The organism is Streptomyces sp. NPDC005774 (genome assembly GCF_042871645.1).
Lineage (GTDB): Bacteria > Actinomycetota > Actinomycetes > Streptomycetales > Streptomycetaceae > Streptomyces > Streptomyces pratens.
In genome coordinates this window covers 13,488-38,971 of the sequence record NZ_JBIAIV010000005.1, presented here as the reverse complement: position 1 = coordinate 38,971, position 25,484 = coordinate 13,488, and the positions used below count along the sequence as shown (strand labels likewise).

The window sequence follows — 25,484 nt, the reverse complement described above, 5'->3', positions numbered from 1 at the left end:
ATGTCCGGAGCGGTGTGCCGGGCGCCGTCTCCGACGCCACCTCCGGCGCGCCGGCCACCCTCGTCCCCACGGGCCGGAGCAGCGCCCGCCCGGGCGTCCGTGCAGGGAGGGTGAGGGAGCCCCACATCGCCCGCCCCTCACCAGCGGATCGGTACCGGCAGTGCCGTCAGGAGGCCCGAGACCGCCACCACCAGGGCCAGAACGTACGCCTCCGCCCGCGCGGGGGCGCGGGCGCTCAGCGGATCGGCTGCGCGGGCCAGCCGGATCCTGGCCCACAGGGCGAGGGCCGCGACCCCGGCCATCAGGATCACCTTGGCGAGCAGGACCCGCCCGTACGCCGTGTCCGTCAGCTGCTCCAGGATCGACCCCGGAGGCATCCGGCGCAGTGAACTGCACACCCCGGTCGCCGTGATGGCGACGAGCAGAACGGCCGCCACGCGCGCGTACAGCCCCAGCAGCACGGCGCCCGCCGCCGAGCCCCGCCACGCGCGCATCGTGCGCAGCACGTACAGCAGGCCACCCACCCAGAGCGAGGCGCAGACCAGATGGATCAACGTCAGCCCGGAGCCGATCAGTGGGGTGTACTCGGTCTCGGGGTGCGCGCGCAGGGCCTCGGCGACGACGATCGCGGCCAGTGGCCAGACCTGCGTACCCGGACGGCCGGAGGCGGCGCACAGGGCCGCGGCGAGGAACGCGTTGACCTCCAGGAGGGCGAGCTTGCCCTCCCGCGAGTCGTACAGACCGCCCACGTCGATGGCGGCGAGGCTGTCGGGAATCAGGTTCCCGGTGGCCACGACGCAGGCGAGTCCGAGAGCGGCCACGAAACCGACGGAGTTCGCGGCGGTGGACCAGCCGCGCGGCACGGCCGGGGGAGCGTTGGGCACGGAACGCAGCAGCCGCCTCACGAACAGCTCGCCGACGGGCACGGCCAGCGCCGCGAACAGCACCGTCCGGAGCAGGGCGATGCCCCCGGTGCCGGGCGCGGCGGCCTCACCGGTGTGGTGCAGGGCCGGGGACGGGCCGAGGAGCGGTATCAGCGCGGCCAGCGCCACCAGAACGAGGACGGCGACGGCCGGGCCGGTGCCGGGACGCCGCGCGCCCCTGTGCGCGCCGGTCGTCCCGGACGTGGGATTGGTCAGAGTCACCCCAGGATCTTCACAAGGGCCCACAGAACGGGCAAGCACGAGGTGGAAGGCAGGCGTGTATTTCCCGTCAAGGCGGCATTTGCCGACCCGGCCGACTGCCCGTCACCGGTCCCGTCACCCCCACCGGGCCGCGTCGGCGCCCCATGGTCCGGGCGGACGGGTCCAGTCCCGGGGGCCGCCGGTGAACGACACCGGGGACCGGGCGTACCGCAGTCTCCCCAGGGGGCTGTCCGTCTGCGTGAGCCAGTCGTCGGCGGACCCGCCCGCGGCCGGGGCAGGGGCCGAGGCGGAGGCGGAGGCGGAGGCAGGGCCGAGGCCTGCCGCGGTCCGGTCGCCGCCCGGCGCACGCGTGGGCGCGGCCCCCTCCAGCAGCCAGGCCGCCGTCCGCGTCAGCGCCAGTCGCACGAACCGGCTGCCGCCCTCGTCCGTCTGCTCGGTCAGCGCCCGCAGCACCGCCGCCGCCAGCAGATACCCGGTGCCGTGGTCGAGGGCCTGCGCCGGGAGCACCCCCGGCCGCCCGGCCGCACCCTCGCTCACCGCGATCCCCGTGGCCGTCTGCACCAGACTGTCGAAGCCGCGCCGGTCGCCCCACGGCCCGTACGCCCCCCACGCCGACAGCTGGGCCACGACCACCCCGGGCCGGCGCTCGGCCAGTGCTTCGGCGCTCAGCCCCAGACGGTCCAGGGCCCCCGGCCGGTACCCGGTGACCACCACGTCCGCCGCCGCGAGCAGTTCCCCGAACGTGTCCTGGCCGGCCCGCAGGTCCAGCAGGGCCGAGCGCTTCCCGAACCCCGTGTCGGTGTGCTGGTCGGGGAGTTCGGGCAGCCCCGGCGGGTCCAGACGCAGCACGTCCGCGCCGAGCAGGGCGAGGGTACGGGTGGCGACGGGGCCCGCGACGACCCGGGTCAGGTCCAGCACCCGCAGTCCCGCCGCGGGCAGCAGCGGATCGCGGTCCACGGGGGTGAGCGCCCGCGCGGGCGCGGAATCCAGCAGTCCGCGCTCCACCAGCGGGCGCCGCGCCACCGCCGCCGCCTGCTCGTGCGCCGCCCACTCGGCGGGCGTCCGCAGGGCTACGGCGAGGCCCCCGGCGGCGTACACGGCCTCCTCGACCTCCGCGGCCGACCGCTCGGCGAGCGTCGCCGCCACCGCCTCCGGGGCGTCGGACGTACCCAGCGCGGCGAGCAGCCGGGCCCGGTGGTGAGGGTAGTTGGCGTGCGTGCGCACCCACCCGTCCGCCGTGCGCCAGAAGCGCGACAGCGGGGCGAAGGACACCGGGGCCCGCCCGTCGACCAGCAGATGGCGCTCACTGACGAACGCTGCCGCCACCGCTCCGTCGTCCACTCGAACGGCGGGCACTTCGAGGTCCGGCGGGTGACCGGGACGAGCGGGTTTCGCCCGTCGCGCGCCCAGTTCGGCCGCGGCCAGCCCGCACGCGCCCACGCAGGCGCGCGCCAGCTCCCGTACCGGCAGCCGCGCGGGAAGCGCCCCGGGCCGCTCGACGGTCGTCACGCGCGCGAGGAGGGCCGGGTCTCCGCCCAACGACGACCAGGCGGCGGCGAGGCCGGGGCCGGTGCGGGAGCCGGGGGAGGGGCGGTCGTTGTCGGTCAAGGGTGCACTATGCGGTATCGGCCGGCCGACAGCGGGAGGGGGCCGGACGAATGATCGCCCGGCCCCCTCCCGCTCACCCGCAGGCCCCGCAGGACGAATAACGCGTCACTGCGTCACTGCGCGTACCGCGTCACTGCTTCACCGCTTCACCGCTTCACCGCGTCACTGCGTCACTGCGTCACCGCTTCACCGCGCGCAGCGCGTCGACGATGCCGGAGCCGTAGAAGCCGTTGACCCGGCTGCCGCCCTCACACGTCGCGTCCTGCACACCGTCGCCGTTCTGGTCGTAGGACTCCGGGCAGCCCGGGTTGTTCGCCTGCGCCTTCAGCAGCGCCTGCAACTGGGCCGGGGGCGCCCACGGGTACCTGGACTTCAGCAGCGCGGCGACACCGGCGACGTGCGGCGCGGCCATCGACGTGCCCTGCAGGAAGGCGTACTGGCCGTTCGGCATGGTGGACAGGATGCGGCCGTTCTTCGACGGGGTGTCGGGCGTCTGGTAGCGCCCGTCGCCGCCGGGCGCGGCCACGTCGACGACCCCCTTGCCGTACGTGGAGTAGTACGACTTGAGGTTCTGCACGCCCGTGGCGCTGACCGTGACCACGCCCGGGAGCTGGGTCGGCAGGTCGAGGCACTCGGACGGGTCGATGGTGCGCTCGACCGGCGTGGTGTCGTTGGGGCTGGAGGCGTCGTCGATCGCGTCCGAGGCCAGGTCGTGGTTGGAGTTGCCGGCCGAGGAGACGTGCAGGGTGCCCTTGCGCTGGGCGTACTTCTGGGCCCGGTTGACCGCGTCGAGGATCGCCCGCTGGTCCGGGTCGTCCATGCAGTTGTAGAGCCACGGGTCGACGTAGTAGCTGTTGTTCGTGATCTCCACGCCGTGGTCGGCGGCGAACACGAAGGCGCAGACGACGTTCTCCGGGTAGAACAGCCCGTTGTCCGGGTCGCTCACCTTGATGGACGCGACCTTGACGCCGGGCGCGACACCGGCGACGCCGATGCCGTTGCGGGCCGCGGCGATCTCACCGGCCACGTGGGTGCCGTGGTAGTCCTCGTCGGTGTACGGGCGCCAGGCGCCCTCACTGGTGTCCGCCTTGCCGCCGACGCAGTTGGCCGACTGGGCGGCGGAGAAGTTCGGTTCGAGGTCGGGGTGGGAGTCGTCCACGCCGGTGTCGATCACGGCGACGGTCACCTTGCGGCTGCCCGGGTCGATCCGCGCGGCCTTGTCGGCGCCGATCGCGCGCAGGTCCCACTGGTCGGCTTCGAGCGGCTCGCTGCCGGGGGTCTTCGCGGAGGCGGCCCGCGTCCTGGCGGCCTCCGCGGCCGTCACGTAGTCCGCCGCACCCTCGTCGGTCGTCCCCGCGGGGACCAGCGGTGCGGTGCGGGTCGCACCGGCCGACTGCACCCCGCGCACGGTGCGCATCTCCTGGGCGAAGCCGGGGTTCGCCGAGTGGACGACGATCACACCGATCCGGTCGTACGTGACCACGACGGTCCCGCCGGCCGCGGCGACCGCCTTCTCCACCGACGCGATCGTGCGGCGGTCCGTCCTGGTGTTGACGACGTACGCCAGACCGGGGGCGTTTGTCGCACGCTCCGTCGCCTGCCCGTTCGCCCGTTCGGCTGCCGTCGATGCCGCCGGCGGAGCCGCCGAGGCCGCCGTCGGCAGGAAACCGAGCGAGACGGTCAGGGACAGCGCGACGGGCACGGCGAGGGCGAGTCGGCGTCTGGAACGCAGATGAGCCATGGGATCTCCACATCATCCGGAAACAAAACCGGCCCGAGGCACAGATGGTGCTTGGGCAGGTACATGACGGGTGGTGCAGTGTGAAGCTATCCCGCGCGCCCGCCGGCCAGCAACGGTTTCCCGGCCGTGTCTTCGGCGAACGTCCGCGCGAAAGAAGTACGCGGGGTTGAACCGGCCCTCGCGTGGCGCCGTGACGTTGTGCAGGGAGCGCGAGGACACTCGCCCCCGTCCCCGTCCGAACGCACCCACAACGCGAGGAGACTTCGTGGCCGCCGAAGCACCGCCCCCCTCAGCAGAGGAACACAAACTCCCCACGCCCGAGGAGTTCACCGAGGTGCAGGAGAGCGCTGAGTTCGGTGAACTGCGCCGCTCCTACCGCTCCTTCGCCTTCCCCGTGACCGTCGGCTTCATCGTCTGGTACCTGCTGTACGTGCTGCTCTCGAACTACGCGGGCGGCTTCATGGGCACCAAGCTGTTCGGCAACATCAACGTCGCCCTCGTCTTCGGTGTCCTGCAGTTCGTCACCACCTTCCTCATCGCGTGGTGGTACTCCCGGCACGCCGCCACCAACCTCGACCCCAAGGCCGAGGCCATCAAGTCGCGTATGGAGGGTGGCGCATGAGCCCCTCGATCACCACCGTCCAGCTCGCCGCGAACGAGGCGAGCGAGCACCGCCCGCTCATCATCACCCTGTTCGCACTGTTCGTCCTCGCGACCCTCGGCATCACCGTGTGGGCGGGCCGGCAGACCAAGGACGCCGCCGACTTCTACGCGGGCGGACGCCAGTTCAGTGCCTTCCAGAACGGTCTCGCGGTCTCCGGCGACTACATGTCGGCCGCGTCCTTCCTCGGCATCGCGGGCGCCATCGCCCTCTTCGGCTACGACGGCTTCCTCTACTCCATCGGGTTCCTCGTCGCCTGGCTGGTCGCCCTGCTCCTGGTCGCCGAGCCCCTGCGGAACTCCGGCCGCTACACGATGGGTGACGTCCTCGCCTACCGCATGCGCCAGCGGCCCGTGCGCACCGCCGCCGGCACCTCCACCATCATCGTCTCGATCTTCTACCTGCTGGCCCAGATGGCGGGCGCCGGCGTGCTCGTCTCGCTGCTGCTCGGCATCACCTCCGACGCCGGCAAGATCCTGATCGTCGCCCTGGTCGGCGTCCTGATGGTCGTGTACGTCTCCATCGGCGGCATGAAGGGCACCACCTGGGTGCAGATGGTCAAGGCCGTGCTCCTCATCGGCGGCACCATCCTGATCACCTTCCTGGTGCTGCTGAAGTTCAACTTCAACATCTCCGACCTGCTGGGCAAGGCCGCCGACAACAGCGGCGCGGGCGCGGCCTTCCTGGAGCCCGGTCTGCAGTACGGCGCGAGCGGCACCACCAAGCTGGACTTCATCTCCCTCGGCATCGCCCTGGTGCTCGGCACCGCCGGCCTGCCGCACATCCTGATCCGCTTCTACACGGTGCCCAACGCCAAGGCCGCCCGTAAGTCCGTGAACTGGGCCATCGGCATCATCGGCGGCTTCTACCTGATGACCATCGCGCTCGGCTTCGGCGCCGCCGCGCTCATCTCGCGGGACGAGATCATCGCCTCGAACCCGTCCGGAAACACGGCCGCGCCGCTGCTCGCCCTGCACCTGGGCGGTGTCGACTCGACCTGGGGCGCGATCCTGCTCGCCACCATCTCGGCGGTCGCCTTCGCCACGATCCTCGCCGTGGTCGCCGGCCTCACTCTCGCCTCGTCGTCCTCCTTCGCGCACGACATCTACGCCAACGTCATCCGCAAGGGGAAGGCCACGGACAAGGAGGAGATGAAGGCGGCCCGCCTGGCGACCATCTTCATCGGCGTCGTCTCCATCGCGCTCGGCGCCCTCGCCCGCGACCTGAACGTGGCCGGTCTGGTCGCACTGGCCTTCGCGGTCGCCGCCTCCGCCAACCTGCCGACGATCCTCTACAGCCTGTTCTGGAAGCGGTTCACCACCCAGGGCGCCCTGTGGTCGATCTACGGCGGTCTCATCGTCGCCGTAGGCCTGGTGCTGTTCTCGCCCGTCGTCTCCGGCGACCCCAAGGCGATGTTCCCCGACGTCGACTTCGCGTGGTTCCCGCTGAAGAACCCGGGCATCATCTCCATCCCGTTCGGATTCCTGATGGGCTGGCTCGGCACCGTCCTGTCGAAGGAGGAGCCCGACGTCAAGAAGTTCGCGGAGCTGGAGGTCCGGTCACTGACCGGCACCGGCGCCCACTGACCGACCCGATCGACACCCCTTCCGGCCGCGTCGCAGGGACCTCGCAGGTTCCTACGACGCGGCCGTCGTGCATCTCGTGGTTACCGGGGCGCTGCGGCTTGTCGGTGGCGTCACGTAGGCTCACAGAGAGGGAGCATGAGTGATCCGAGCGGAGGGAGGGGGCCCACGTGCTCATCGACACGTACGGCCGGGTGGCCACCGACCTGAGGGTGTCACTGACCGACCGGTGCAATCTGCGGTGCACCTACTGCATGCCCGAGGAGGGCCTGCAGTGGCTGGCCAAGCCCGACCTGCTGACGGACGACGAGATCGTCCGCCTCGTCGGCATCGCCGTCACCTCCCTCGGCATCGAGGAGGTCCGCTTCACCGGCGGTGAGCCCCTGCTCCGCCCCGGCCTGGTCGGCATCGTCGAGCGGGTCGCCGCCCTGGAGCCCCGCCCCCAGATGTCCCTCACCACCAACGGCATCGGCCTGCGGCGCACGGCGGAGGCACTGAAGAAGGCCGGCCTGGACCGGGTCAACGTCTCCCTGGACACGCTCCGCCCGGACGTCTTCAAGTCCCTCACCCGCCGCAACCGCCACCAGGACGTGCTCGACGGCCTGTACGCGGCCCGCGAGGCCGGTCTGACCCCGGTGAAGGTCAACTCGGTCCTGATGCCGGGGCTCAACGACGACGAGGCCCCCGACCTGCTCGCCTGGGCCGTGGAGCACGACTACGAGCTGCGCTTCATCGAGCAGATGCCGCTGGACGCCCAGCACGGCTGGAAGCGCGACGGCATGATCACCGCCGGCGACATCCTCACCTCCCTGCGCACCCGTTTCGAGCTGACCTCCGAGGGCGACGAGGCCCGGGGCTCGGCCCCTGCCGAGCGCTGGCTGGTGGACGGCGGTCCGCACCGCGTGGGCGTCATCGCCTCCGTCACCCGGCCGTTCTGCGCGGCCTGCGACCGCACCCGCCTCACCGCCGACGGACAGATACGCACATGTCTGTTCGCCTCCGAGGAGACGGACCTGCGCGCCGCCCTGCGCTCCGACGCCCCCGACGAGGAGATCGCCCGGATCTGGAAGCTGGCGATGTGGGGCAAGAAGGCGGGCGCCGGCCTCGACGACCCGTCCTTCGTCCAGCCGGACCGCCCGATGTCGGCGATCGGCGGCTGAGGGCCGTCGACGGGGGAGCCCGAGAGCTCGCGGAGCGGCCTGAGGGTCCTACGCCCCTTCGGGCGCCTCCCACTCCTCGAAGCGCACGACATCCTTCAGGAACCCGCGCACACCGAGGAACTGCGACAGCTGCTCCCGGTGCTCCTCGCACGCGAGCCAGGTCTTGCGGCGCTCCGGCGTGTGCAGTTTCGGATTGTTCCAGGCGAGCACCCACACGGCGGCGGCACGGCAGCCCTTCGCGGAACAGATCGGCGTCTCGGGATCAGGGTCCATCACACCGCCGACCCTAACCCGATCGGCACAGTGCGAAATTCCGTGCGAAAGGGTGAAAGCGGGGGAAAGGGCGACGCCGAGCAGCCACGGGGGGAGCTGCCCGGCGTCGGTCCGTCGCTCCGACGGGGGATGCGGAGCGCGTACGAAGTATGTCACGGGTCGCCCCGCCCCCGGCACCGGAACAACATGATTGATCTGAGCTTTTCTTGAGCTTGGCGGGTTAACATCTTCCGCTTACAGCCGGTCATGGTCATGTCCCAAAGGTCATGACGGCTCGGACCGCTCCGTTCGTACACCGGGGGTGGGCTCGGGCGTCACATCTTCCGTCCCGGATTCCGCCGGACCGTCATTCGTCCGTGACGATGTGATCATCGGCCGCATCTGCGGCGTCAGATAAGACGACGGCAGCGACGGCGCGTTTTCGCGCCCGGCGTTGGCGATCACCACCGCGATGTACGGCAGCAGCATGCCGATAACCAGCGCCACGATCGCGACGTGCCGTTCCACGTTCCAGAGCGTGGCCGCGAGGACGACCGAAATCGTACGAACGATCATCGAGATCACGTACCGGCGCTGCCGCCCGCGCACATCCTCCTGGAGACCCGTTCTGGCGCCGGTGATCCGGAACACCTGGACGCCGCCGTTGCCATGCTGCTTCCGCATCGCATTCCACCATCCGCCCGAATCGGACTTTCCCTGCCTCCGGCCGTCCTGCGACCGGCCGGAACCCGGGCCCGCACATCACCACGTTACGCCGCACCCCCACCGCCCACGAGGTCGGGTCGCCCGGGTCCGTGTCCCCGTCCGCGCCCCGGGCCCGTGCCCGGGGTTCCCCGTCCAGCCTGCGCCGTAGTGCGTATGGCACGGCCGACATGCGGCGTACCGGGTCCGGGCCGACACTGGCCGTAATGCTCGCGTCAAGGTGTACCAGGAGGCAGTCATGGGCTGGTTGTGGGCGATCATCGTGGGGTTCGTGCTGGGTCTGATCGCGAAGGCGATCATCCCGGGGAAGCAGCACAGCCCACTGTGGCTGACCACCATCTGCGGCATCCTCGGCGCCCTCGCGGGAAACGCCATCGCGCGTGGCTTCGGGGTCGAGGCGACGTCGGGCATCGACTGGATCCGGCACATCTTCCAGGTGGTGGCGGCGGTCGTCATCGTCTTCGTCGTCGACATGCTGTACATGCAGATGAAGGGCAGGCGCACCCAGCGGACCTGACGCACGCCGGGGCACGCGCCGCGTACGACGCACCTGCCCGGCGACGACGCGGGGCAGCCTCCGGTGGGCGCGAACCACACACCCGCCAAAGACCGCCCCCTGCCATGCGTGGACGTGCGCGTGACGCACCCGAACGGCGCGGCTCAGGCGGTCGTGACCTCCACCGCCGCCAGGTTCTTCTTGCCCCGGCGCAGCACCAGCCAGCGGCCGTGCAGCAGATCCTCCTTCGCGGGGACGGCGTCCTCGGCGGTGACCTTGACGTTGTTCACGTAGGCACCGCCCTCCTTCACCGTGCGCCGCGCGGCCGACTTGCTGGGTACCAGGCCGACCTCGGCGAACAGGTCGACGACCGGACCGAGATCGGCGACCCGGGCATGCGGCACCTCCGAGAGGGCCGCCGCCAGCGTCCGCTCGTCCAGCTCCGCCAGCTCGCCCTGGCCGAACAGCGCCTTCGACGCGGCGATCACGGCGGCCGTCTGACCGGCGCCGTGCACCAGCGTCGTCAGCTCCTCCGCCAGGGCGCGCTGCGCGGCGCGGGCCTGCGGACGCTCCGCCGTCTGCTGCTCCAGCGCCTCCAGCTCCTCGCGGGACGCGAAGGACAGGATGCGCATGTAGGTCGAGATGTCCCGGTCGTCCACGTTCAGCCAGAACTGGTAGAACGCGTACGGCGTGGTCATCTCCGGGTCGAGCCAGACGGCGCCGCCCTCGGTCTTGCCGAACTTGGTGCCGTCCGCCTTTGTCATCAGCGGCGTCGCCAGCGCGTGCGCCTCGGCGTCCGGCTCCAGGCGGTGGATCAGGTCGAGCCCGGCCGTGAGGTTGCCCCACTGGTCGCTGCCGCCCTGCTGGAGCGTGCAGCCGTAGCGCCGGTACAGCTGGAGGAAGTCCATGCCCTGCAGGAGCTGGTAGCTGAATTCCGTGTAGCTGATGCCCTCGGAGGACTCCAGCCGCCGTGCGACGGAGTCCTTCGTCAGCATCTTGTTGACGCGGAAGTGCTTGCCGATGTCCCGCAGGAACTCGATCGCGGACAGGTTCTGCGTCCAGTCGAGGTTGTTGACCATCGTGGCCGCGTTCGCACCCTCGAAGGACAGGAACGGCTCGATCTGGCCACGCAGCCGGTCCACCCAGCCGGACACCGTCTCCGGGTCGTTCAGCGTGCGCTCCGCCGTCGGGCGGGGGTCGCCGATCTGGCCCGTGGCACCGCCCACCAGCGCCAGCGGCCGGAGCCCGGCCTGCTGGAGCCGGCGCATCGTGAGCACCTGCACCAGATGTCCGACGTGCAGGGACGGCGCGGTCGGGTCGAAGCCGCAATAGAACGTGACAGGACCGTCCGCGATCGCCTTGCGCAAGGCGTCCTCGTCGGTGGACTGGGCGAACAGCCCGCGCCACTTCAGTTCGTCGACGATGTCCGTCACGGTTCTCGCGTCTCCTCGGTACTTCTTCGGTTCGTTGCAGTCAGGGCCGTTCGGGCAGTCGGGTGACAGCCCGGACAGCAACGAGGTTATACGCCCTGGCTGACAGAACTCATATGGAAATCGGGGACCCGCAGCGCGGGCATCGCGGCCCTGGTGAACCAGTCGCCCCACTCCCTGGGCAGCGTCTTCTCCGTACGCCCCGCCTCCGTGGCCCGGCCCAGCAGGTCCACCGGCGACTCGTTGAACCGGAAGTTGTTGACCTCGCCGACGACCTCGCCGTCCTCGACGAGGTAGACGCCGTCCCGGGTCAGACCGGTGAGCAGCAGAGTCGCCGGGTCCACCTCGCGGATGTACCACAGGCAGGTCAGCAGCAGCCCGCGCCCGGTGGCCGAGACCATCTCCTCCAGGGAACGGTCGCCGCCGCCGTCCAGGATCAGGTTGTCGATCGCGGGCGCCACCGGCAGCCCGCTGAGGGCCGCGCTGTGCCTGCTGGTGGTCAGCCGGTTCAGCTCGCCCTCCCGCACCCAGTCGGTGGCCGTCAGGGGCAGCCCGTTGTCGAACACCGACCGGTCGCCCCCGGAGGAGTGCGCGATCACGAACGGGGCCGACTCCAGGCCCGGCTCGTTCGGGTCGCTGCGCAGGCTCAGCGGCAGCCCGGTCAGCCGCTCGCCGGCCCGGGTGCCGCCGCCCGGCCTGGAGAACACCGTGCGGCCCTCGGCCGCGTCCCGGCCGGAGGCCGACCACAGCTGGTAGATCAGCAGGTCCGCCACGGCGGTCGGCGGCAGCAGCGTCTCGTAGCGGCCGGCGGGCAGTTCGAGTCGCCGTTCGGCCCAGCCCAGCCGCACCGCCAGCTCGGCGTCGAGCGCCGCCGGGTCGACGTCCTTGAAGTCCCGCGTGGAGCGGCCCGCCCACGCCGAGCGGGTACGGTCCGGCGACTTGGCGTTGAGCTCCAGCGTCCCGTTGGGCTGGTCGTGCCGCAGCCGCAGACCCGTGGAGGTGCCGAGATAGCTGGACACCAGCTCGTGGTTGGCGAAGCCGTACAGCTCCCGGCCGCCCGCCCGCGCGCGTGCGAACGCCTCCCCGAGCGCCGGCGCGAAGTCGGCGAACATGGCGGACGAGGTCTCCGCGGGCGCCTCGGTGAACTCAGGGGACTCGGCCACTCCCGTGACCAGCGGCTGGGCGTCCTCGGCGGGACCGGCACCCCGCGCGGCGTCCTCGGCGGCCCGCACCAGGGACTCCAGTTCGTCGACGGTCACCGCCGACCGGGACACCACGCCGGACGCGGTGCCCTCCACGCCGTCCACGGTGGCGATGACGGTGAGCGTGCGCCCGCGCGTGACACCGTTCGTGGTGAGCGAGTTGCCCGCCCAGCGCAGATTGGCGGTCGACTGCTCGTCGGCGATCACGACACAGCCGTCGGCTCGGGACAGTGCGAGAGCGCGCTCGACGATCTCGTGCGGCTTGGTGGTCACACGCGCGCTCATCGACCGGCCTCCTGCGTGGTGTTCAAGATGTTGACGCCCTTGAAGAGGGCGGAGGGGCAGCCGTGCGAGACCGCCGCGATCTGCCCCGGCTGGGCCTTGCCGCAGTTGAAGGCGCCCCCGAGGACATACGTCTGCGGGCCGCCGACCGCCGTCATGGAGCCCCAGAAGTCGGTGGTCGTGGCCTGGTAGGCGACATCCCGCAACTGCCCGGCGATCCGCCCGTTCTCGATCCGGAAGAAACGCTGACCGGTGAACTGGAAGTTGTACCGCTGCATATCAATGCTCCACGACCGGTCACCGACGACATAGATGCCCCGGTCCACGCCCCCGATCAGATCCTCGGTCGACATCCCGGCCGGATCCGGCCGCAGCGACACATTGGCCATGCGCTGCACCGGCACATGCCCGGGGGAGTCCGCGAACGCGCACCCGTTGGACCGCTCGAACCCGGTCAGTCTCGCGATCCGCCGGTCCAGCTGGTAGCCGACCAGCGTGCCGTCCTTCACCAGGTCCCAGGACTGCGCCTCGACGCCCTCGTCGTCGTACCCGACGGTCGCCAGGCCGTGCTCGGCGGTGCGGTCGCCGGTGACGTTCATCGCCTCGGAGCCGTACTTCAGCTTTCCCAGTCGGTCGAAGGTGGCGAAGGAGGTGCCGGCGTAGGCGGCCTCGTAGCCGAGGGCCCGGTCCAGCTCGGTGGCGTGCCCGATGGACTCGTGGATGGTCAGCCACAGGTTGGACGGGTCCACGACCAGGTCGTACAGGCCCGGCTCGACACTCGGCGCGCGCATCTTCTCGGCCAGCAGCCCGGGAATCCGCTCCAGCTCGTCGTCCCAGTCCCAGCCGGTGCCCGTCAGGTACTCCCAGCCACGCCCGGCGGGCGGCGCGAGGGTGCGCATGGAGTCGAACTCACCGCTCGACTCGTCGACGGACACGGCCGTGAGCACGGGGTGCAGCCGCACCCTCTGCTGGGTGGTCACGGTCCCGGCCGTATCGGCGTAGAACTTGTTCTCGTGCACGGTGAGCAGTGAGGCGTCCACATGGTCCACCCCGCGCGCCGCCAGCAGCCGCGCGCTCCACTCGGCCAGCAGCCCGGCCTTCTCCGCGGCGGGCACGTCGAACGGGTCGACCTCGTACGACGACACCCAGGTCTTCTCGGCGTGCACCGGCTCGTCGGCCAGCTCGACCTTCTCCTCGGACCCGGCCGTCCGGATCACCTGTGCGGACAGCTTCGCCATCGCCACGGCCTGCGACGCGACCTTGGCGGCGGCGCCCGGGGTGAGATCCACGCCGGACGCGAAACCCCACGCCCCGCCGTGCACCACGCGCACCGCGTACCCGAGATCGGTGGTGTCCGACGACCCGGCCGGCTTGGCGTCCCGCAGCCGCCAGGACGCGCCGCGCACCCGCTCCAGCCGGAAATCCGCGTGCTCCGCCCCGAGCGAGCGCGCCCGTGCGAGCGCCGCGTCGGCGAGGGGGCGCAGGGGCAGGGCCAGGAATGTCTGATCAACTTCGTGGGGCACGGGTGGGAATTCCCTTCGAACGCTCGCCGGAGGACCGTCGAAGGCAGTGAATCATGCGTGCGCCGACAGGCCGAGGCGGCAGGCTGCCTCTCGTCAGCCCCCGCTCAGAGTTCCCCGGATATCACTCCCGCGCGGAACGCCGCCCACTCCGAGGCGGTGAAGCGCAACGGCTCCCGCTCCGGGTTCTTCGAATCCCGTACCGCACGGCCGTCACCGGGCAGCACGGCTATCTCGACACAGTCGTTCTCGGCACCACTCGCGGACGCCTTGCGCCACTCGACATCGGTGAGGTCCAGCAGGTACAGCTCGGTCTTGCGGTCGGTCACTGTCTCAGGCCTTCTTCCAATTCGGCGATGCGGACGAGCGAGTCCTCCACGGGCAGTGCGGTGGCCCGGATGCGCTCGTACGCCCTCGCGAAGGGTGAAGCGTCTTCGCCTTCAACGTATGTCGCGCTCCCGGCGTTCTCCAAGAGGACGACTTCCGGCAGTGGCGGCCTGAACTTGGTGAGACTGAACCCACCTTCGAGTCCTGGGTGCGCGGTGGAGGCCAGCGGCATGATCTGGACCGTCACATTCGGGAGTTCGGAGGCGTCCAGCAGTTTGCGGAGCTGCTCGCGCATGGTGGCCGGGCGTGCGGCGAACCTCTGGTGCAGGGCCGCCTCGTGAATGATGGCCCATACTTCCAACGGAGCGCCGGGCCGCGTCAGCACGGACTGCCGTGCCATACGGACCTCCGCAAGTGCCGTGACTTCCTCGGGAGTGCGGGTCGTGGTGATCCCGGTGATCGTCTCGCGGGCGTAGGCGGCGGTTTGGAGCAGCCCCGGGATCAGCAGCGGGGTCCATACGCAGACCTGCTCGGCGTCGGTCTCCAGGGAGATGTAGTCGGCGTAGGCGGGCTGCACGATCCCGGAATAGGCCTGCCACCAGCCCTTCTTCGCAGCGTCACGGCGCAGGGTTTCGAGTACAGCGCAGACGTCTGGGTCCGTGACCCCGTACACCTTGAGCAGCTCCGCGAGATCCCCGGGTTTGATGCCCTGGACGGCGTTCTCGATCTTCGACATCTTCGGGCCGTTCCACGTCATGGCCTCGGCAGCCTGGTCGAGGCTGAGCCCCGCCTCGTTGCGGAACCGGCGCAGGGTGGCTCCGAGGCGGCGTCGTCGGACTGTCGGGACCATGGGGGAGTTGGGCATGAGAAAAGCCTGCACTGAAATTGCTGTCGCGACCACGGGCGGATGGATTCGTCACTCGATTGGGTAGAAAGGTTGCGATTCTCCTTGGATTGGCGTCACTCTCAACTTGGCTGTAACCGAGCCAAATCGGAGCGCACCCCTCAAGGAGCCCTGTGTCCGTCACACCCGATTCCTTCCTGTACCCCCTCGCCGCGACCCGATCCCTGGGTCACTACCTCACCCCCACTCCCGCCGGCTTCGCCCTCCACATGTCGGCCTCCCCGGGAAACCTCCGGGCCGTCCGAGGGCTCACCGCCCGCTCCCTCCGGGACCACGGTGCCGGGGCCGATCTGGTCGACGCGGCGCAGCTCGTCCTGTGCGAGCTGTACGGGAACGCGGTGCGAGCCTGCGGTGATCACGCGCCGCTGGTCGCCGAGGTGGAGACCGGACCGGCCGGGGTGTGGGTACGGCTGCACGACCCGGACCGGAGCCGTCACCCGCGACGCGTTCCCGGAGTCCGGCTCGACGACGGGGAGGCCGAGTCGGGGCGAGGGCTCCCGCTGATGGACCTCTTGGCACCCGGCTGGGACCTGGTGACCACGCCGGTCGGGAAGCAGGTGCGGTGTCTGGTCTCTCACGACCTCGACGGGGTCAACTGACCGGGTGAGCGGCCGGATTGCCTGGCAGTGCGACGGTCGGTGGTCGGAGATGACCTTTCCGGCCGGTGGCCCCATGGAGCGGTACGCGCACTTGGTGGCGCAAGGAAAGATCAAGCTGAAGGCGGTCACCGCCGCCGAGCGGCACAGCATGCCGCACTACGAGGTGCCGGAAGATGTCGACCCCGTGGCGCTGCTGCTGGCCGGGCGCGAAGAGGACGACCGTTGATCTACCAGCGAGTCACGGAGCCGCTGGCCACCAGCACGCTCGGCTTCGTGGAGACCGTACGGACCCTGGACCTCATGGGGTACTTCCCCAAGGCGATGGAGGACCTGGACGCCCGGATCACCGAGATCCTCCTCACTCGAGAGGTGCGTGACGGAGCGGCCCTGCTCGTCGGGTGTCTGAGGACGCTGGACGCCGTCCAGGTGGCCAGCGCGATGTCGCTGCGGGACGACGACCTGACCGCCCTGGTGACCTACGACCGCAGGATGCTCGAGACCGCTCGCACCGAAGGGCCGGCCGCGCACGCGCCGGGAATGGCGGACTGACCCCGACTGTCTGCGGGGGCGCCGACTGTAGGGATCCGACAGTGACGCTCCGGTGGCACTGTCGGTGCCCGATTGCTCCGGGGAGCGTCCCGACCGATAGGTTTTCGGTGAAGCCGCCTGCCGTCGCCGCCTGTCATTCAGGTGTTCGGGCGGGGGAACCAGACCGCTATCGAAAGGGTGATCCGTTGAGCCGCTCGGTTCTCGTCACCGGAGGCAACCGAGGCATCGGCCTCGCCATCGCCCGCGCGTTCGCCGACGCCGGTGACAAGGTCGCCATCACATACCGCTCGGGGGAGCCCCCCGAGGGATTCCTCGCCGTCAAGTGCGACATCACCGACTCCGAGCAGGTGGAGCAGGCCTACAAGGAGATCGAGGCCCAGCACGGCCCGGTCGAGGTGCTCGTCGCCAATGCCGGCATCACCAAGGACCAGCTCCTGATGCGCATGTCCGAGGAGGACTTCACCTCGGTCATCGACACCAACCTCACCGGCACCTTCCGGATCGTCAAGCGTGCCAACCGTGCCATGCTGCGCGCCCGTAAGGGCCGGGTCGTCCTGATCTCCTCGGTGGTGGGCCTGGCCGGCCAGGCGGGACAGGCGAACTACGCCGCGTCCAAGGCCGGCCTGGTCGGCTTCGCGCGCTCCCTCGCCCGTGAACTGGGCTCGCGCAACATCACCTTCAACGTCGTCGCACCCGGTTTCGTCGACACCGACATGACCAAGGTGCTCACCGACGAGCAGCGGGCGGGCATCGTTTCGCAGGTGCCGCTCGGCCGGTATGCGCAGCCCGAGGAGATCGCCGCCGCGGTGCGGTTCCTCGCCTCGGACGACGCCTCGTACATCACTGGAGCCGTCATTCCCGTTGACGGCGGACTGGGAATGGGTCACTGAACGACATGAGCGGAATTCTCGAGGGCAAGCGCGTCCTGATCACCGGTGTGCTGACGGAGTCCTCCATCGCCTTCCACACGGCCAAGCTGGCCCAGGAGCAGGGCGCCGAGATCATCCTGACCGCCTTCCCGCGGCCCACGCTGACCGAGCGCATCGCCAGGAAGCTGCCCAAGCCCACCAAGGTCATCGAGCTCGACGTGACCAACGAGGAGCACCTCGGCCGGCTCGCGGACATCGTGGGCGAGGAGCTCGGCGGCCTCGACGGCGTCGTGCACTCCATCGGCTTCGCTCCGCAGGACGCGCTCGGCGGCAACTTCCTCAACACGCCGTTCGAGTCGGTCTCCACGGCCATGCACGTCTCGGCGTTCTCCCTGAAGTCGCTGACCATGGCCTGCCTGCCGCTGATGCAGAACGGCGGCTCCGTCGTCGGCCTCACCTTCGACGCGCAGTACGCCTGGCCGCAGTACGACTGGATGGGCCCCGCCAAGGCCGCCCTGGAGGCGACCAGCCGCTACATGGCGCGTGACCTGGGCAAGCAGAACATCCGCTGCAACCTGATCTCGGCGGGCCCGCTCGGCTCCATGGCCGCCAAGTCCATCCCGGGCTTCACCGAGCTGGCCTCCGTGTGGGACAGCCGTTCCCCGCTGGAGTGGGACCTGAAGGACCCCGAGCCGGCCGGCCGCGGTGTGGTCGCCCTGCTGAGCGACTGGTTCCCGAAGACCACGGGCGAGATCGTCCACGTGGACGGCGGACTGCACGCCGTCGGCGCCTAGGGGCACCCACGTCCTGCCGAGGGCCCGTACCCGTGAGGGTGCGGGCCCTCGGCCATGTCACCCGACCGGCTCAGCAGGACAGGCGGGGTCCGGCGTCGACGAGGGACCGTGGAGTACGCGTTCGTCGCGTGATCCCCCTCCCCAGCACGGCCGAGGAGGTCCCCTTGTGCGCTTCTATCGCCTGGTCTCGATGACCACCACCGTCGTTGCCGGTATCGGCCTCGTGCCGATCCTGTCGTACGACGCGATGCCCCACGTGCGCGTGTACCCCGCGGACGTGGGACCGGACGACGACGGGGCGGCCGGTGCGGCGGCCGACGATCCGTTCGGGGCCGCCTGCCGGATCGGGGTCGACGGGTCCTGGGTGACGGCTTACTGCCACAACCCCTACCCGGACACCGACCATGTGCGCCTGCACATCGAATGCGTCCGATGGTGGGACCTCGACAGCGACAGCGCCCCGGTGGCCGCAGGACCCGCGCAGACCGTGCGGCTCGCCGGACGCTGCTGGGATGCGGTCGGGACGGCGTGGATCAGCCACCGGAAGGCGGGCTGACGCGCCCCGGACGGCACACGAGCGGATAGGCGGCGGCCTCCTCGGCCGCCGTCGCCGCGTCACCCGCGCGGATCGCGTCCACCAACCGCGCGTGGTCCATGTGCGTCTCCGGGGTCAGCTCTTGGCCCACGTCGTCGCGCAGCCAGTCCCGCAGGACCTCGCTCAGGTCCGCGTACAGCGTGGTCAGCACGTCGTTGTGGGACGCGGCCACGACGGCGAGGTGGAAGGTGGCGTCCGCCGCCACGAACGGTTCCGCCTCACCCGACTCCCAGGCCTCCTCGCGGCGCAGCAGCAGCGTGTCGAGCTGCTTGAGGTCCTTCTCGGTGCGCCGCCGGGCGGCCAGCCGCGCCGCGGACGCCTCCAGGGTGGAGCGCAGTTCCGCGATGTGCCCGGGGTCGGCGTCGACGAAACGGCGGTGCATCACACCCGCCAGCTCGCTCGTGGCGACGACATACGTGCCCGAGCCCTGGCGAATGTCCAGCAGCCCGTTGTGCGCCAGCGCGCGGACGGCCTCGCGGACCGTGTTACGGGCCACCCCCAGCTGCTCCACCAGCTCCGGCTCGGTCGGGATGCGGGAGCCGACCGGCCACTCGCCCGAGGTGATCTGGGCGCGCAGAGCGGCGATGACCTGCTCGGACAGGACGGAACGACGGGGGTGGCTCAGGGGCATGACACACCTTCGCACGACGGAGGCGCCGGGCGGCGCTCCAGGCGTGGACAACCAATCATCCTATGATTCTATGATGAGTCTCATGGCTGGTGAGGAATCCTGGACGGACGCGTCCACGACCGCGTGCGCGGCGGCTCCGGCATCCGACAGCACAAGGATCCGTGAGAGGCGGACCGGAGGGCCCGACGGCCCGGAGCCGGGCCAGCCGGAGGCCGGTGACCGGAGGGCCGGACGGGCCGGCTCACGCGCGTGGACGGTGCGGCTGCTCGTCATCGGCATCGTGCTGGCGGCGCTGAACCTCCGACCCGCCATCGTCAGCCTCGGCGCGCTGCTCGAGGAGGTCCGTACCGGGCTCGGTATGAGCGGCACTGTGGCCGGGCTGCTCACCTCCCTGCCCTCGCTGTGCTTCGCCGTCTTCGGAGTCACCGCCCCGCGTCTGGCCCGCCGCTTCGGATCGGGCACGGTGGTGTGCGCCGGCCTGGTCGCCATCTGCGCGGGCCTGCTGATACGCCCGTTCACGGGGAGCGTGGCGGGCTTCCTGGCGGTCAGCGCCCTCGCGCTCATGGGCATCGCCGTCAGCAACGTCCTGATGCCGGTCATCGTCAAGCAGTGGTTTCCGGACCGGGTCGGTTCCATGACCGGCCTGTACTCGATGGCCCTCGCCCTCGGTACGGCTCTGGCCGCCGCGGTGACCGTGCCGGCGACCGAGGCGCTGGGCGGGAACTGGAAGTCGGGACTCGTCCTGTGGGCGGCGCTCGCCGCGGCTGCCGTACTGTCCTGGCTCCCGTTCGTGGGGGAGCGGGGCAGGGCACCGGCAGAGCGGACGCCCGCGCGGGAGCGGCGCAGGGCGGAGCGGCACACGCCGGGAGAGGGAACGCCGGGGGAGCGGGCGCCCGGTGGGCGCCCGTCACGGGAGCAGGAGCCCGCACCCGGGCTGCGGATCACCCGCAGCCGGACCGCCTGGGCGCTGGCCGTCTTCTTCGGGCTCCAGGCGACCGCCGCCTACATCACCATGGGCTGGATGCCGCAGATCTTCCGGGATGCGGGCGTGCCCGCGAGCACGGCCGGGCTGTTGCTCGCGCTCATCATGGTGATGGGCGTGCCGCTCGCCTTCGTCATCCCGCGCGTCGCCGCGCGGCTGCCCCGGCAGGGCCCGATCGTGGTCGTGCTCGGCATGAGCGGCCTGGCCGGATACGCCGGGCTGTACTTCGCGCCCGCCACCGGCGCCCTGGTCTGGGCGCTGCTGCTGGGCATCGCCAACTGCGCCTTCCCGCTCGCGCTCACCATGGTCGGGATGCGGGCGAGGTCCGGCGCGGGTGTGGCCAAGCTGTCGGCCTTCGCGCAGAGCACCGGCTATCTGATCTCCCTCCCGGGCCCCCTCCTGGTGGGCGTCCTCTACCAGCACAGCGGCGGCTGGGGTCTGCCGCTGGCGCTCGTGTCCGCCCTGCTGATCCCGCAGATGGTCGCGGGCGTGCTGGCGGGCCGCGACCGCACGGTGGAGGAAGAGGCGGCGGCCGGCCGCTGAGCCCGCGGCCTTCCGGGTTTCCGACCCGCCGCGCCCCGGGGCGCGCCGGACCGGTGGCGGGTGCGAGACTTGCCCCATGCCAGTCCTCGACCCGAACCCCCAGAACGGCCAGAAGAAGATGCTGCTCGTCTTCGGCGCGTTCTTCGCCATCTTCATCGTCATCGGTGTGATCGCGAGCATTCTGGCGCCGTGACACCCCCGTCGTCACCCCGGTCCGGGGCCCATGGTGGTGCTGGCACCCCCATCCCCTAGGGGGCCAGGCTCAGGGTCAAGTAGGTGGGTCACCGGATGGGCTGGGAGCCCGGGAGTACATACCTTCGAGATGTGGCCGCGAGACGCGGACACGGACCACTCGAAGAGCGGAGGCCCCATGTCGGCGCGCACGCACACCCGGCCCCTCCCGGCCCCCCGGGGCGGCGTCGACATCCGGCTGCCGTGGTGGGCCCTCGCCCTGCCCGCACTCGCCTTCGTCGCGCTGCTCACCCTGCTCCTGAACCCCGCGGACGCGCACGCGGCGACCGCCGAGCCCGGGATCACCCACCTCATCGAGCGGGCACAGCGGCTCATGGCCCGCTGAGCACCCTGGAAGTGGCCGTCAACTACCTGCGCCCCATGGCCTGTTTCGTGCGAAGCTGGGTCACATGAGCGTCGCAGAACCTCGCAGGATTGTCCTTTTCCGGCATGCGAAGGCCGACTGGCCACCGGTGACCGACCATGAGCGCCCGCTCGCCGAGCGTGGCAGGACGGACGCCGCAGTCGCCGGACGCAGGCTCGCCGACTCCGCCATCGCCTTCGATCTGGCCCTGTGCTCCACCGCGAGCCGGACCCGGGAGACGTGGAAACTCGCGGTTCACGAGTTTCCGCAGCGACCGAAGACGGTGTACGAGGAGCGGATCTACGAGGCCTCGCCCGGTGAGCTGATCGCCCTGCTGAACGAAACCCCGGACGACGCGCAGAACGTGCTCCTGGTCGGCCACAATCCCGGGATCCAGGCAGCCGCCGAGATCCTCGCCGGATCGGCCGAGGGGGACGCGGGCGAGCGAATGAGCCGCCGCGGCTACCCGGCAGCCGCGTTCGCCGTGCTGTCCTTCACCGGCTCCTGGAAGTCCCTGGAGCCGGGCGTCGCCACCCTGCTCGACTACTGGGCTCCCAGCGAGTGACCCACCCGGCGTGACGGCGGGGCCCGGCACCGACGGCGTGGATCAGGCGACGGGCCCCGTTCCCCGCAAGGGAACCGGCGGCCGGGGAGAGGAAGGCCGCGCACGGGAAGGCCGCGGACCGGACGGATCGGGTGCGGTGCGGCCGGTGGGCCCGTGGACCCTCCGCGCGGCTCAGTCCAGGTCGAGGATGTCCGCCGCCTCGACCTCTTCACGCGTAATGCCCAGCAGGTACAGGACCGTGTCCAGGAAGGGGAAGTTCACGGCCGTGTGGGCGGCCTGACGTACCACCGGCTTGGCGTTGAAGGCGACACCGAGACCCGCCGCGTTGAGCATGTCCAGATCATTCGCGCCGTCGCCGATCGCCACGGTCTGCGACAACGGGACCCCCGCTTCGGCGGCGAACCGGCGCAGCAGCCGCGCCTTGCCCGCCCGGTCCACGATCTCGCCCGTGACCCTGCCGGTCAGCTTCCCGTCGACGATCTCCAGGGTGTTGGCGTGGGCGAAGTCCAGCGCGAGCCGCTCCTTCAGATCGTCCGTGACCTGGGTGAACCCCCCGGAGACCACACCCACCTGGTAGCCGAGCCGCTTCAGCGTGCGGACCAGGGTACGGGCGCCCGGTGTCAGCCGTACCTCGCTGCGCACCTTGTCCACCACGGACGCGTCCAGTCCCGCCAGCAACCGCACGCGTGCGTGCAGCGACTGCTCGAAGTCCAGTTCCCCGCGCATCGCCGCCTCGGTCACCTCGGTGACCTTGTCCTGGCACCCGGCATGGGCGGCGAAGAGTTCGATCACCTCGTCCTGGATGAGCGTGGAGTCCACATCCATGACGACCAGACGCTGGGCGCGCCGGTGCAGTCCGGCCGCGACGACGGCGATATCGACGCCGAGCTTCGCCGCATCGGTCACCAGGGCGGTGCGCAGCGGCTCCGTCTCCGTGCCGGACACCGCGAACTCCACCGCGGTCACCGGGTACTTGGCGAGCCGGAAGATACGGTCGATGTTGGCGCCGGACCGGGTGATCCGCGCGGCGATAGCCGCTGCCGTCTCTGCGGTGAGAGGGTGGCCCAGCACGGTGACCAGGGAACGGCCGAGTCCGCGCGGGCGGTTGTCGCCGATGCCGGAGATGATCTCCGCCTGCAGTTTCATGGACTCCGCCCAGCTGTGGACGGTCGCCCGTAGATTGCCCTCCAGGCCCTGCGACGGCTCGGTCACGAGCGCGCACAGCACGATTCGGCCACGGGTGACGACCTGCTCGATGTCGACCACATCGACGGAGTAGGCGGCGAGGGTGTCGAAGAGGCCGGCTGTGATGCCCGGCCTGTCCTTGCCGAAGATCTTGACGAGGAGCGTGGGAACGTCCGAGGTCTGCGATGCGCTCATGGTGTTCCCACCGTATCCGGCACGCAGTGCCCCGCGCGCCCGAGGTCCGTCTGGCGGACAGCGAACTCTCGGCGACCCAAAGGTGTCCCGGACCTTACGTGCTCCGGATGCAGCCTCCCCCACCGCGCCTTCCTCACCGTCCGCCACCGGGCCCGCGCGGTGCCGGGGGAGGAGGCGACGGGGGCGGTGGACCCTCGTCCGGCCACAACGGCGACCGCCTCCCGGCCGGGGGCCCGGAACCACGCCCGGACCCGCCGCTCCCGGGCTGCCCGCCCTCGGACCGCCCGCCCCGGGGCCGGCCACGCGGAGGCGGTTCGACGGGACGGATCACGGTAGGAGCATCGGAGATGTCGCCGTCGCCCGGCTCGCCCGCGCCCGGTTCGCCCGGTCCACCGCCGTCCCGGGGAGGCTCGCCCGCCGCTCGGCCGGGCGGCCGCATGTCACCGAGTGCCGGTGGGGGACCGGGCCGCTGCCGCCCCTCTCCGGGCGGGCGCGTGTCCTGCGGCCCCCACAACTCCTCGGGCACGGTCAAATAGGGGTTGGTGTCCGGATTCGGTGGCCGGTACGGCATCCCCGGCGCATACGGCCCGGTTCCCGCCCCGGACGACGGCCCGCCTTCCGTAGGGCCGACAGCCCCGGCGCCCCGTACGACCTCCGTGCCGCCGACGCCCGCTGTACCCGCCGCGTCCGCCGTGTCCTTCCCGGCCCGGACATCCACCCGGGCCGGGGCCGCCGCTTGCGCCGGCGGTGCCGCCCGCCGTCCCGCGGCCCCGCTCGCCCACGCCAGCAGCGCCCCCACGGCACCCGCGCCCGCGCCCCAGACGGCCCCCATGAGCAGCGCCATGCCGAGGTTCCCGTGCAGCTCGATGCCCGCGCCGAACACGTCGAAGCCGAGCACGGACAGGGAGGCGTTCGCCGACACCTCCGTCAGCCGGGCCAGCAGAGGCAGGGCCAACGCCGTCGCGACCCCCAGCCGCAGCGCACACCGCCCGGCGAACCCCGCGGCGCCCCCTTTCCGTAGGGCACCCGCACCACCGGTGCCGGGCGCGCCCGGCACCCCGCCACCCGGATCCCCCGGCCCGGCCGCCGCCTCCAGCGGCGTCCGTACCGCGACCAGCACACCGGCCAGCAGCATCATCACCGCGGCCGCCACCCCCAGCAGCCACACCCGCCCGTCGAGTCCGGCCAGCCGGGCCAGCGTGACCTGCTGCCCGGAACCCATGCGCAGCAGGTCGTCCACAGGGTGTGGCAGAACACCGAGCAGCGCACCCGTCGCCCGCCCGTCCCAGGGCACGAACAGCCCGATCGGGACGCCGAGCCACACCCCGTTCGGCGCGCCCAGCAGAGCCGCTCCGGCGATCCGCCGGGGATGGTCGTCGTCGATCGCCGCGTACCCCGCCGCCGCGTACCCCGCCGCCACCGCCACCAACCCCACCATGACCAGGGCGGACACGGCAGGCCGTACGACCCGGTGCACGGCTTCCCAGCCGCGTGGCAGCGGGGTGCGCCGGGACGCGAGCAACGCGACGGCCAGGACGCCGACCGACCAGCCCAGGCCGCCGAGCAGGGTCGGCACCGTCTCGACGGTGAACCCGACCGTCGCCTGAGCGTCGACGAGGTCGCCGACCCGGTCCGGCAGCAGACCCCCGACGTCCCCGAGGTCCCCCAGCCCCGGAATCGCCGGCCCGCCGCCGCCACCGCCCGGCAGGTCGGCCGGCCCCAGCGCGCCCCCGTCGATCGTCACGACATCATGGCCCGCCCACACCAGCCCGCCCGACATCCCCACGAAGAGCGCTACGACCGTGCCCGCGCGGGCGACGAGTTCGGCCGGCGACAACACGGCACCCGCGGCCCGCAGGGACCGTAGGAAGAAATACGACAACAGCAGCGCACCGACCAGACTCACCCCCAGTGGCGTGAGCTCGACGGCCGTACTCGCCTCCGCACCCGACAGCCCGAACGCCGACACATCCCCGGACGGGGTGACCGAGCCGCCGGCCGCCAGTGCCACCACCGCGGCCGTCATCGGCCCCAGGGAACCCGCCGAGTCCGCGTCCAGCAGACGCAGCCCGAGCACCGCCGTCCCCGCCATCCCGATCAGCGCCCAGCTCACCCCGGCGACCGCGGACATCACGACGTCCACCCACGGCACGCGCGTGCCGTGCCCCGTGGTACCGACGCCCGTGGCAGCACTCATGGCAGACCCCCCGATCCGCTCCGCGGCGAGGTGGCCGCGCATGTCCCCCTCGCGTGCTTTACCACTCTCCGGCCCGGTTTCAACGCCGTCAACGGCGGCATCCGAAGCGTCGGGTGTCCGCTTCGCAAGGCCCGACTTCCGGTCGGAGGGC

The 25,484-nt window shown here is 71.3% G+C and carries 27 protein-coding genes; 14 read left to right on the top strand and 13 right to left on the bottom strand.

Going from position 1 to position 25,484, the window contains the following annotated elements; genetic code table 11:
- Positions 1–137: 137 nt before the first annotated feature.
- The 3 genes from ACFYQA_RS06710 to ACFYQA_RS06700 form a co-directional block, all read right to left on the bottom strand.
- On the bottom strand, positions 138–1,145 hold the full coding sequence (locus tag ACFYQA_RS06710) for a CopD family protein (RefSeq protein ID WP_388912497.1): 1,008 nt from the start codon (positions 1,143–1,145) through the stop codon (positions 138–140).
- Between the two features lie 114 nt (positions 1,146–1,259).
- Entirely contained in the window at positions 1,260–2,753 is a 1,494-nt protein-coding gene (locus ACFYQA_RS06705; protein ID WP_388912494.1) for a CoA transferase, read from the bottom strand.
- A gap of 178 nt (positions 2,754–2,931) precedes the next feature.
- Positions 2,932–4,494, bottom strand: a complete 1,563-nt coding sequence (locus ACFYQA_RS06700) for a S8 family serine peptidase (protein ID WP_388912491.1) — start codon at positions 4,492–4,494, stop codon at positions 2,932–2,934.
- Between the two features lie 265 nt (positions 4,495–4,759).
- Here ACFYQA_RS06700 and ACFYQA_RS06695 point away from each other — a divergent pair, with 265 nt between their 5' ends.
- From ACFYQA_RS06695 to moaA, 3 genes are all read left to right on the top strand, one after another.
- Positions 4,760–5,116, top strand: a complete 357-nt coding sequence (locus ACFYQA_RS06695; protein ID WP_388912488.1) for a DUF485 domain-containing protein — start codon at positions 4,760–4,762, stop codon at positions 5,114–5,116.
- On the top strand, positions 5,113–6,741 hold the full coding sequence (locus ACFYQA_RS06690) for a cation acetate symporter (RefSeq protein WP_386395882.1): 1,629 nt from the start codon (positions 5,113–5,115) through the stop codon (positions 6,739–6,741). Before ACFYQA_RS06695 ends, ACFYQA_RS06690 begins: the two co-directional genes overlap by 4 nt.
- Before the next feature lie 167 nt (positions 6,742–6,908).
- Complete coding sequence (gene moaA, locus ACFYQA_RS06685; RefSeq protein ID WP_388912485.1) at positions 6,909–7,898, top strand: GTP 3',8-cyclase MoaA; 990 nt, start codon at positions 6,909–6,911, stop codon at positions 7,896–7,898.
- A gap of 48 nt (positions 7,899–7,946) precedes the next feature.
- Here the strand turns inward: moaA and ACFYQA_RS06680 are convergent, their stop codons facing one another.
- Both ACFYQA_RS06680 and ACFYQA_RS06675 read right to left on the bottom strand, forming a co-directional pair.
- Entirely contained in the window at positions 7,947–8,171 is a 225-nt protein-coding gene (locus ACFYQA_RS06680; protein ID WP_388912482.1) for a hypothetical protein, read from the bottom strand.
- A gap of 264 nt (positions 8,172–8,435) precedes the next feature.
- Positions 8,436–8,834, bottom strand: coding sequence for a DUF3099 domain-containing protein (locus ACFYQA_RS06675; RefSeq protein ID WP_388912479.1), 399 nt, complete (start codon positions 8,832–8,834; stop codon positions 8,436–8,438).
- A gap of 277 nt (positions 8,835–9,111) precedes the next feature.
- Here ACFYQA_RS06675 and ACFYQA_RS06670 point away from each other — a divergent pair, with 277 nt between their 5' ends.
- Entirely contained in the window at positions 9,112–9,390 is a 279-nt protein-coding gene (locus ACFYQA_RS06670; RefSeq protein WP_386395886.1) for a GlsB/YeaQ/YmgE family stress response membrane protein, read from the top strand.
- 143 nt (positions 9,391–9,533) lie between these two features.
- Here ACFYQA_RS06670 and tyrS read toward each other — a convergent pair whose 3' ends face one another.
- The 5 genes from tyrS to ACFYQA_RS06645 form a co-directional block, all read right to left on the bottom strand.
- Entirely contained in the window at positions 9,534–10,802 is a 1,269-nt protein-coding gene (gene tyrS / locus ACFYQA_RS06665; RefSeq protein ID WP_388912476.1) for a tyrosine--tRNA ligase, read from the bottom strand.
- Between the two features lie 86 nt (positions 10,803–10,888).
- Entirely contained in the window at positions 10,889–12,286 is a 1,398-nt protein-coding gene (locus ACFYQA_RS06660; RefSeq protein WP_388912473.1) for a metallopeptidase TldD-related protein, read from the bottom strand.
- Positions 12,283–13,806 carry a TldD/PmbA family protein gene (locus tag ACFYQA_RS06655; protein ID WP_388912470.1) on the bottom strand — a complete coding sequence of 508 codons (1,524 nt, stop codon included), beginning with the start codon at positions 13,804–13,806 and terminating at the stop codon, positions 12,283–12,285. Before ACFYQA_RS06655 ends, ACFYQA_RS06660 begins: the two co-directional genes overlap by 4 nt.
- A 104-nt stretch (positions 13,807–13,910) precedes the next feature.
- Entirely contained in the window at positions 13,911–14,132 is a 222-nt protein-coding gene (locus ACFYQA_RS06650) for a DUF397 domain-containing protein (RefSeq protein ID WP_386395893.1), read from the bottom strand.
- Positions 14,129–14,995, bottom strand: coding sequence for a helix-turn-helix domain-containing protein (locus ACFYQA_RS06645; RefSeq protein WP_388912467.1), 867 nt, complete (start codon positions 14,993–14,995; stop codon positions 14,129–14,131). Before ACFYQA_RS06645 ends, ACFYQA_RS06650 begins: the two co-directional genes overlap by 4 nt.
- Positions 14,996–15,147: 152 nt before the next feature.
- Here ACFYQA_RS06645 and ACFYQA_RS06640 point away from each other — a divergent pair, with 152 nt between their 5' ends.
- The 6 genes from ACFYQA_RS06640 (at position 15,148) to ACFYQA_RS06615 (ending at position 18,401) form a co-directional block, all read left to right on the top strand.
- A complete protein-coding gene (locus ACFYQA_RS06640; protein WP_388912464.1) occupies positions 15,148–15,633 on the top strand; it encodes an ATP-binding protein in 486 nt (161 codons plus the stop codon).
- Between the two features lie 4 nt (positions 15,634–15,637).
- On the top strand, positions 15,638–15,859 hold the full coding sequence (locus ACFYQA_RS06635; protein ID WP_388912461.1) for a hypothetical protein: 222 nt from the start codon (positions 15,638–15,640) through the stop codon (positions 15,857–15,859).
- A complete protein-coding gene (locus ACFYQA_RS06630) occupies positions 15,856–16,182 on the top strand; it encodes a PIN domain-containing protein (protein WP_388912458.1) in 327 nt (108 codons plus the stop codon). Before ACFYQA_RS06635 ends, ACFYQA_RS06630 begins: the two co-directional genes overlap by 4 nt.
- 185 nt (positions 16,183–16,367) lie before the next feature.
- On the top strand, positions 16,368–17,072 hold the full coding sequence (fabG, locus tag ACFYQA_RS06625) for a 3-oxoacyl-[acyl-carrier-protein] reductase (RefSeq protein ID WP_388912455.1): 705 nt from the start codon (positions 16,368–16,370) through the stop codon (positions 17,070–17,072).
- A gap of 5 nt (positions 17,073–17,077) precedes the next feature.
- Positions 17,078–17,845 (top strand): enoyl-ACP reductase FabI, encoded by a 768-nt coding sequence (gene fabI, locus ACFYQA_RS06620; protein ID WP_388912452.1) that lies wholly within the window; start codon positions 17,078–17,080, stop codon positions 17,843–17,845.
- 166 nt (positions 17,846–18,011) lie between these two features.
- Positions 18,012–18,401 (top strand): hypothetical protein, encoded by a 390-nt coding sequence (locus tag ACFYQA_RS06615; protein WP_388912449.1) that lies wholly within the window; start codon positions 18,012–18,014, stop codon positions 18,399–18,401.
- Here the strand turns inward: ACFYQA_RS06615 and ACFYQA_RS06610 are convergent.
- On the bottom strand, positions 18,379–19,071 hold the full coding sequence (locus tag ACFYQA_RS06610; protein ID WP_388912446.1) for a FadR/GntR family transcriptional regulator: 693 nt from the start codon (positions 19,069–19,071) through the stop codon (positions 18,379–18,381). The genes ACFYQA_RS06615 and ACFYQA_RS06610 overlap by 23 nt on opposite strands.
- 82 nt (positions 19,072–19,153) lie before the next feature.
- Here ACFYQA_RS06610 and ACFYQA_RS06605 point away from each other — a divergent pair, with 82 nt between their 5' ends.
- From ACFYQA_RS06605 to ACFYQA_RS06590, 4 genes are all read left to right on the top strand, one after another.
- Complete coding sequence (locus ACFYQA_RS06605; RefSeq protein ID WP_388912443.1) at positions 19,154–20,596, top strand: CynX/NimT family MFS transporter; 1,443 nt, start codon at positions 19,154–19,156, stop codon at positions 20,594–20,596.
- Between the two features lie 76 nt (positions 20,597–20,672).
- Positions 20,673–20,789: an SGM_5486 family transporter-associated protein gene (locus ACFYQA_RS06600; RefSeq protein ID WP_095534108.1), complete on the top strand. Its 117-nt coding sequence runs from the start codon at positions 20,673–20,675 to the stop codon at positions 20,787–20,789.
- A gap of 177 nt (positions 20,790–20,966) precedes the next feature.
- Positions 20,967–21,173 (top strand): hypothetical protein, encoded by a 207-nt coding sequence (locus ACFYQA_RS06595; RefSeq protein WP_386395909.1) that lies wholly within the window; start codon positions 20,967–20,969, stop codon positions 21,171–21,173.
- 64 nt (positions 21,174–21,237) lie between these two features.
- A complete protein-coding gene (locus ACFYQA_RS06590; RefSeq protein ID WP_388912440.1) occupies positions 21,238–21,756 on the top strand; it encodes a SixA phosphatase family protein in 519 nt (172 codons plus the stop codon).
- 171 nt (positions 21,757–21,927) lie between these two features.
- Here the strand turns inward: ACFYQA_RS06590 and serB are convergent, their stop codons facing one another.
- Both serB and ACFYQA_RS06580 read right to left on the bottom strand, forming a co-directional pair.
- Complete coding sequence (gene serB / locus ACFYQA_RS06585) at positions 21,928–23,136, bottom strand: phosphoserine phosphatase SerB (RefSeq protein ID WP_388912437.1); 1,209 nt, start codon at positions 23,134–23,136, stop codon at positions 21,928–21,930.
- Positions 23,137–23,269: 133 nt separating this feature from the next.
- Complete coding sequence (locus ACFYQA_RS06580) at positions 23,270–25,333, bottom strand: streptophobe family protein (protein ID WP_388912434.1); 2,064 nt, start codon at positions 25,331–25,333, stop codon at positions 23,270–23,272.
- Positions 25,334–25,484 lie beyond the last annotated feature (151 nt).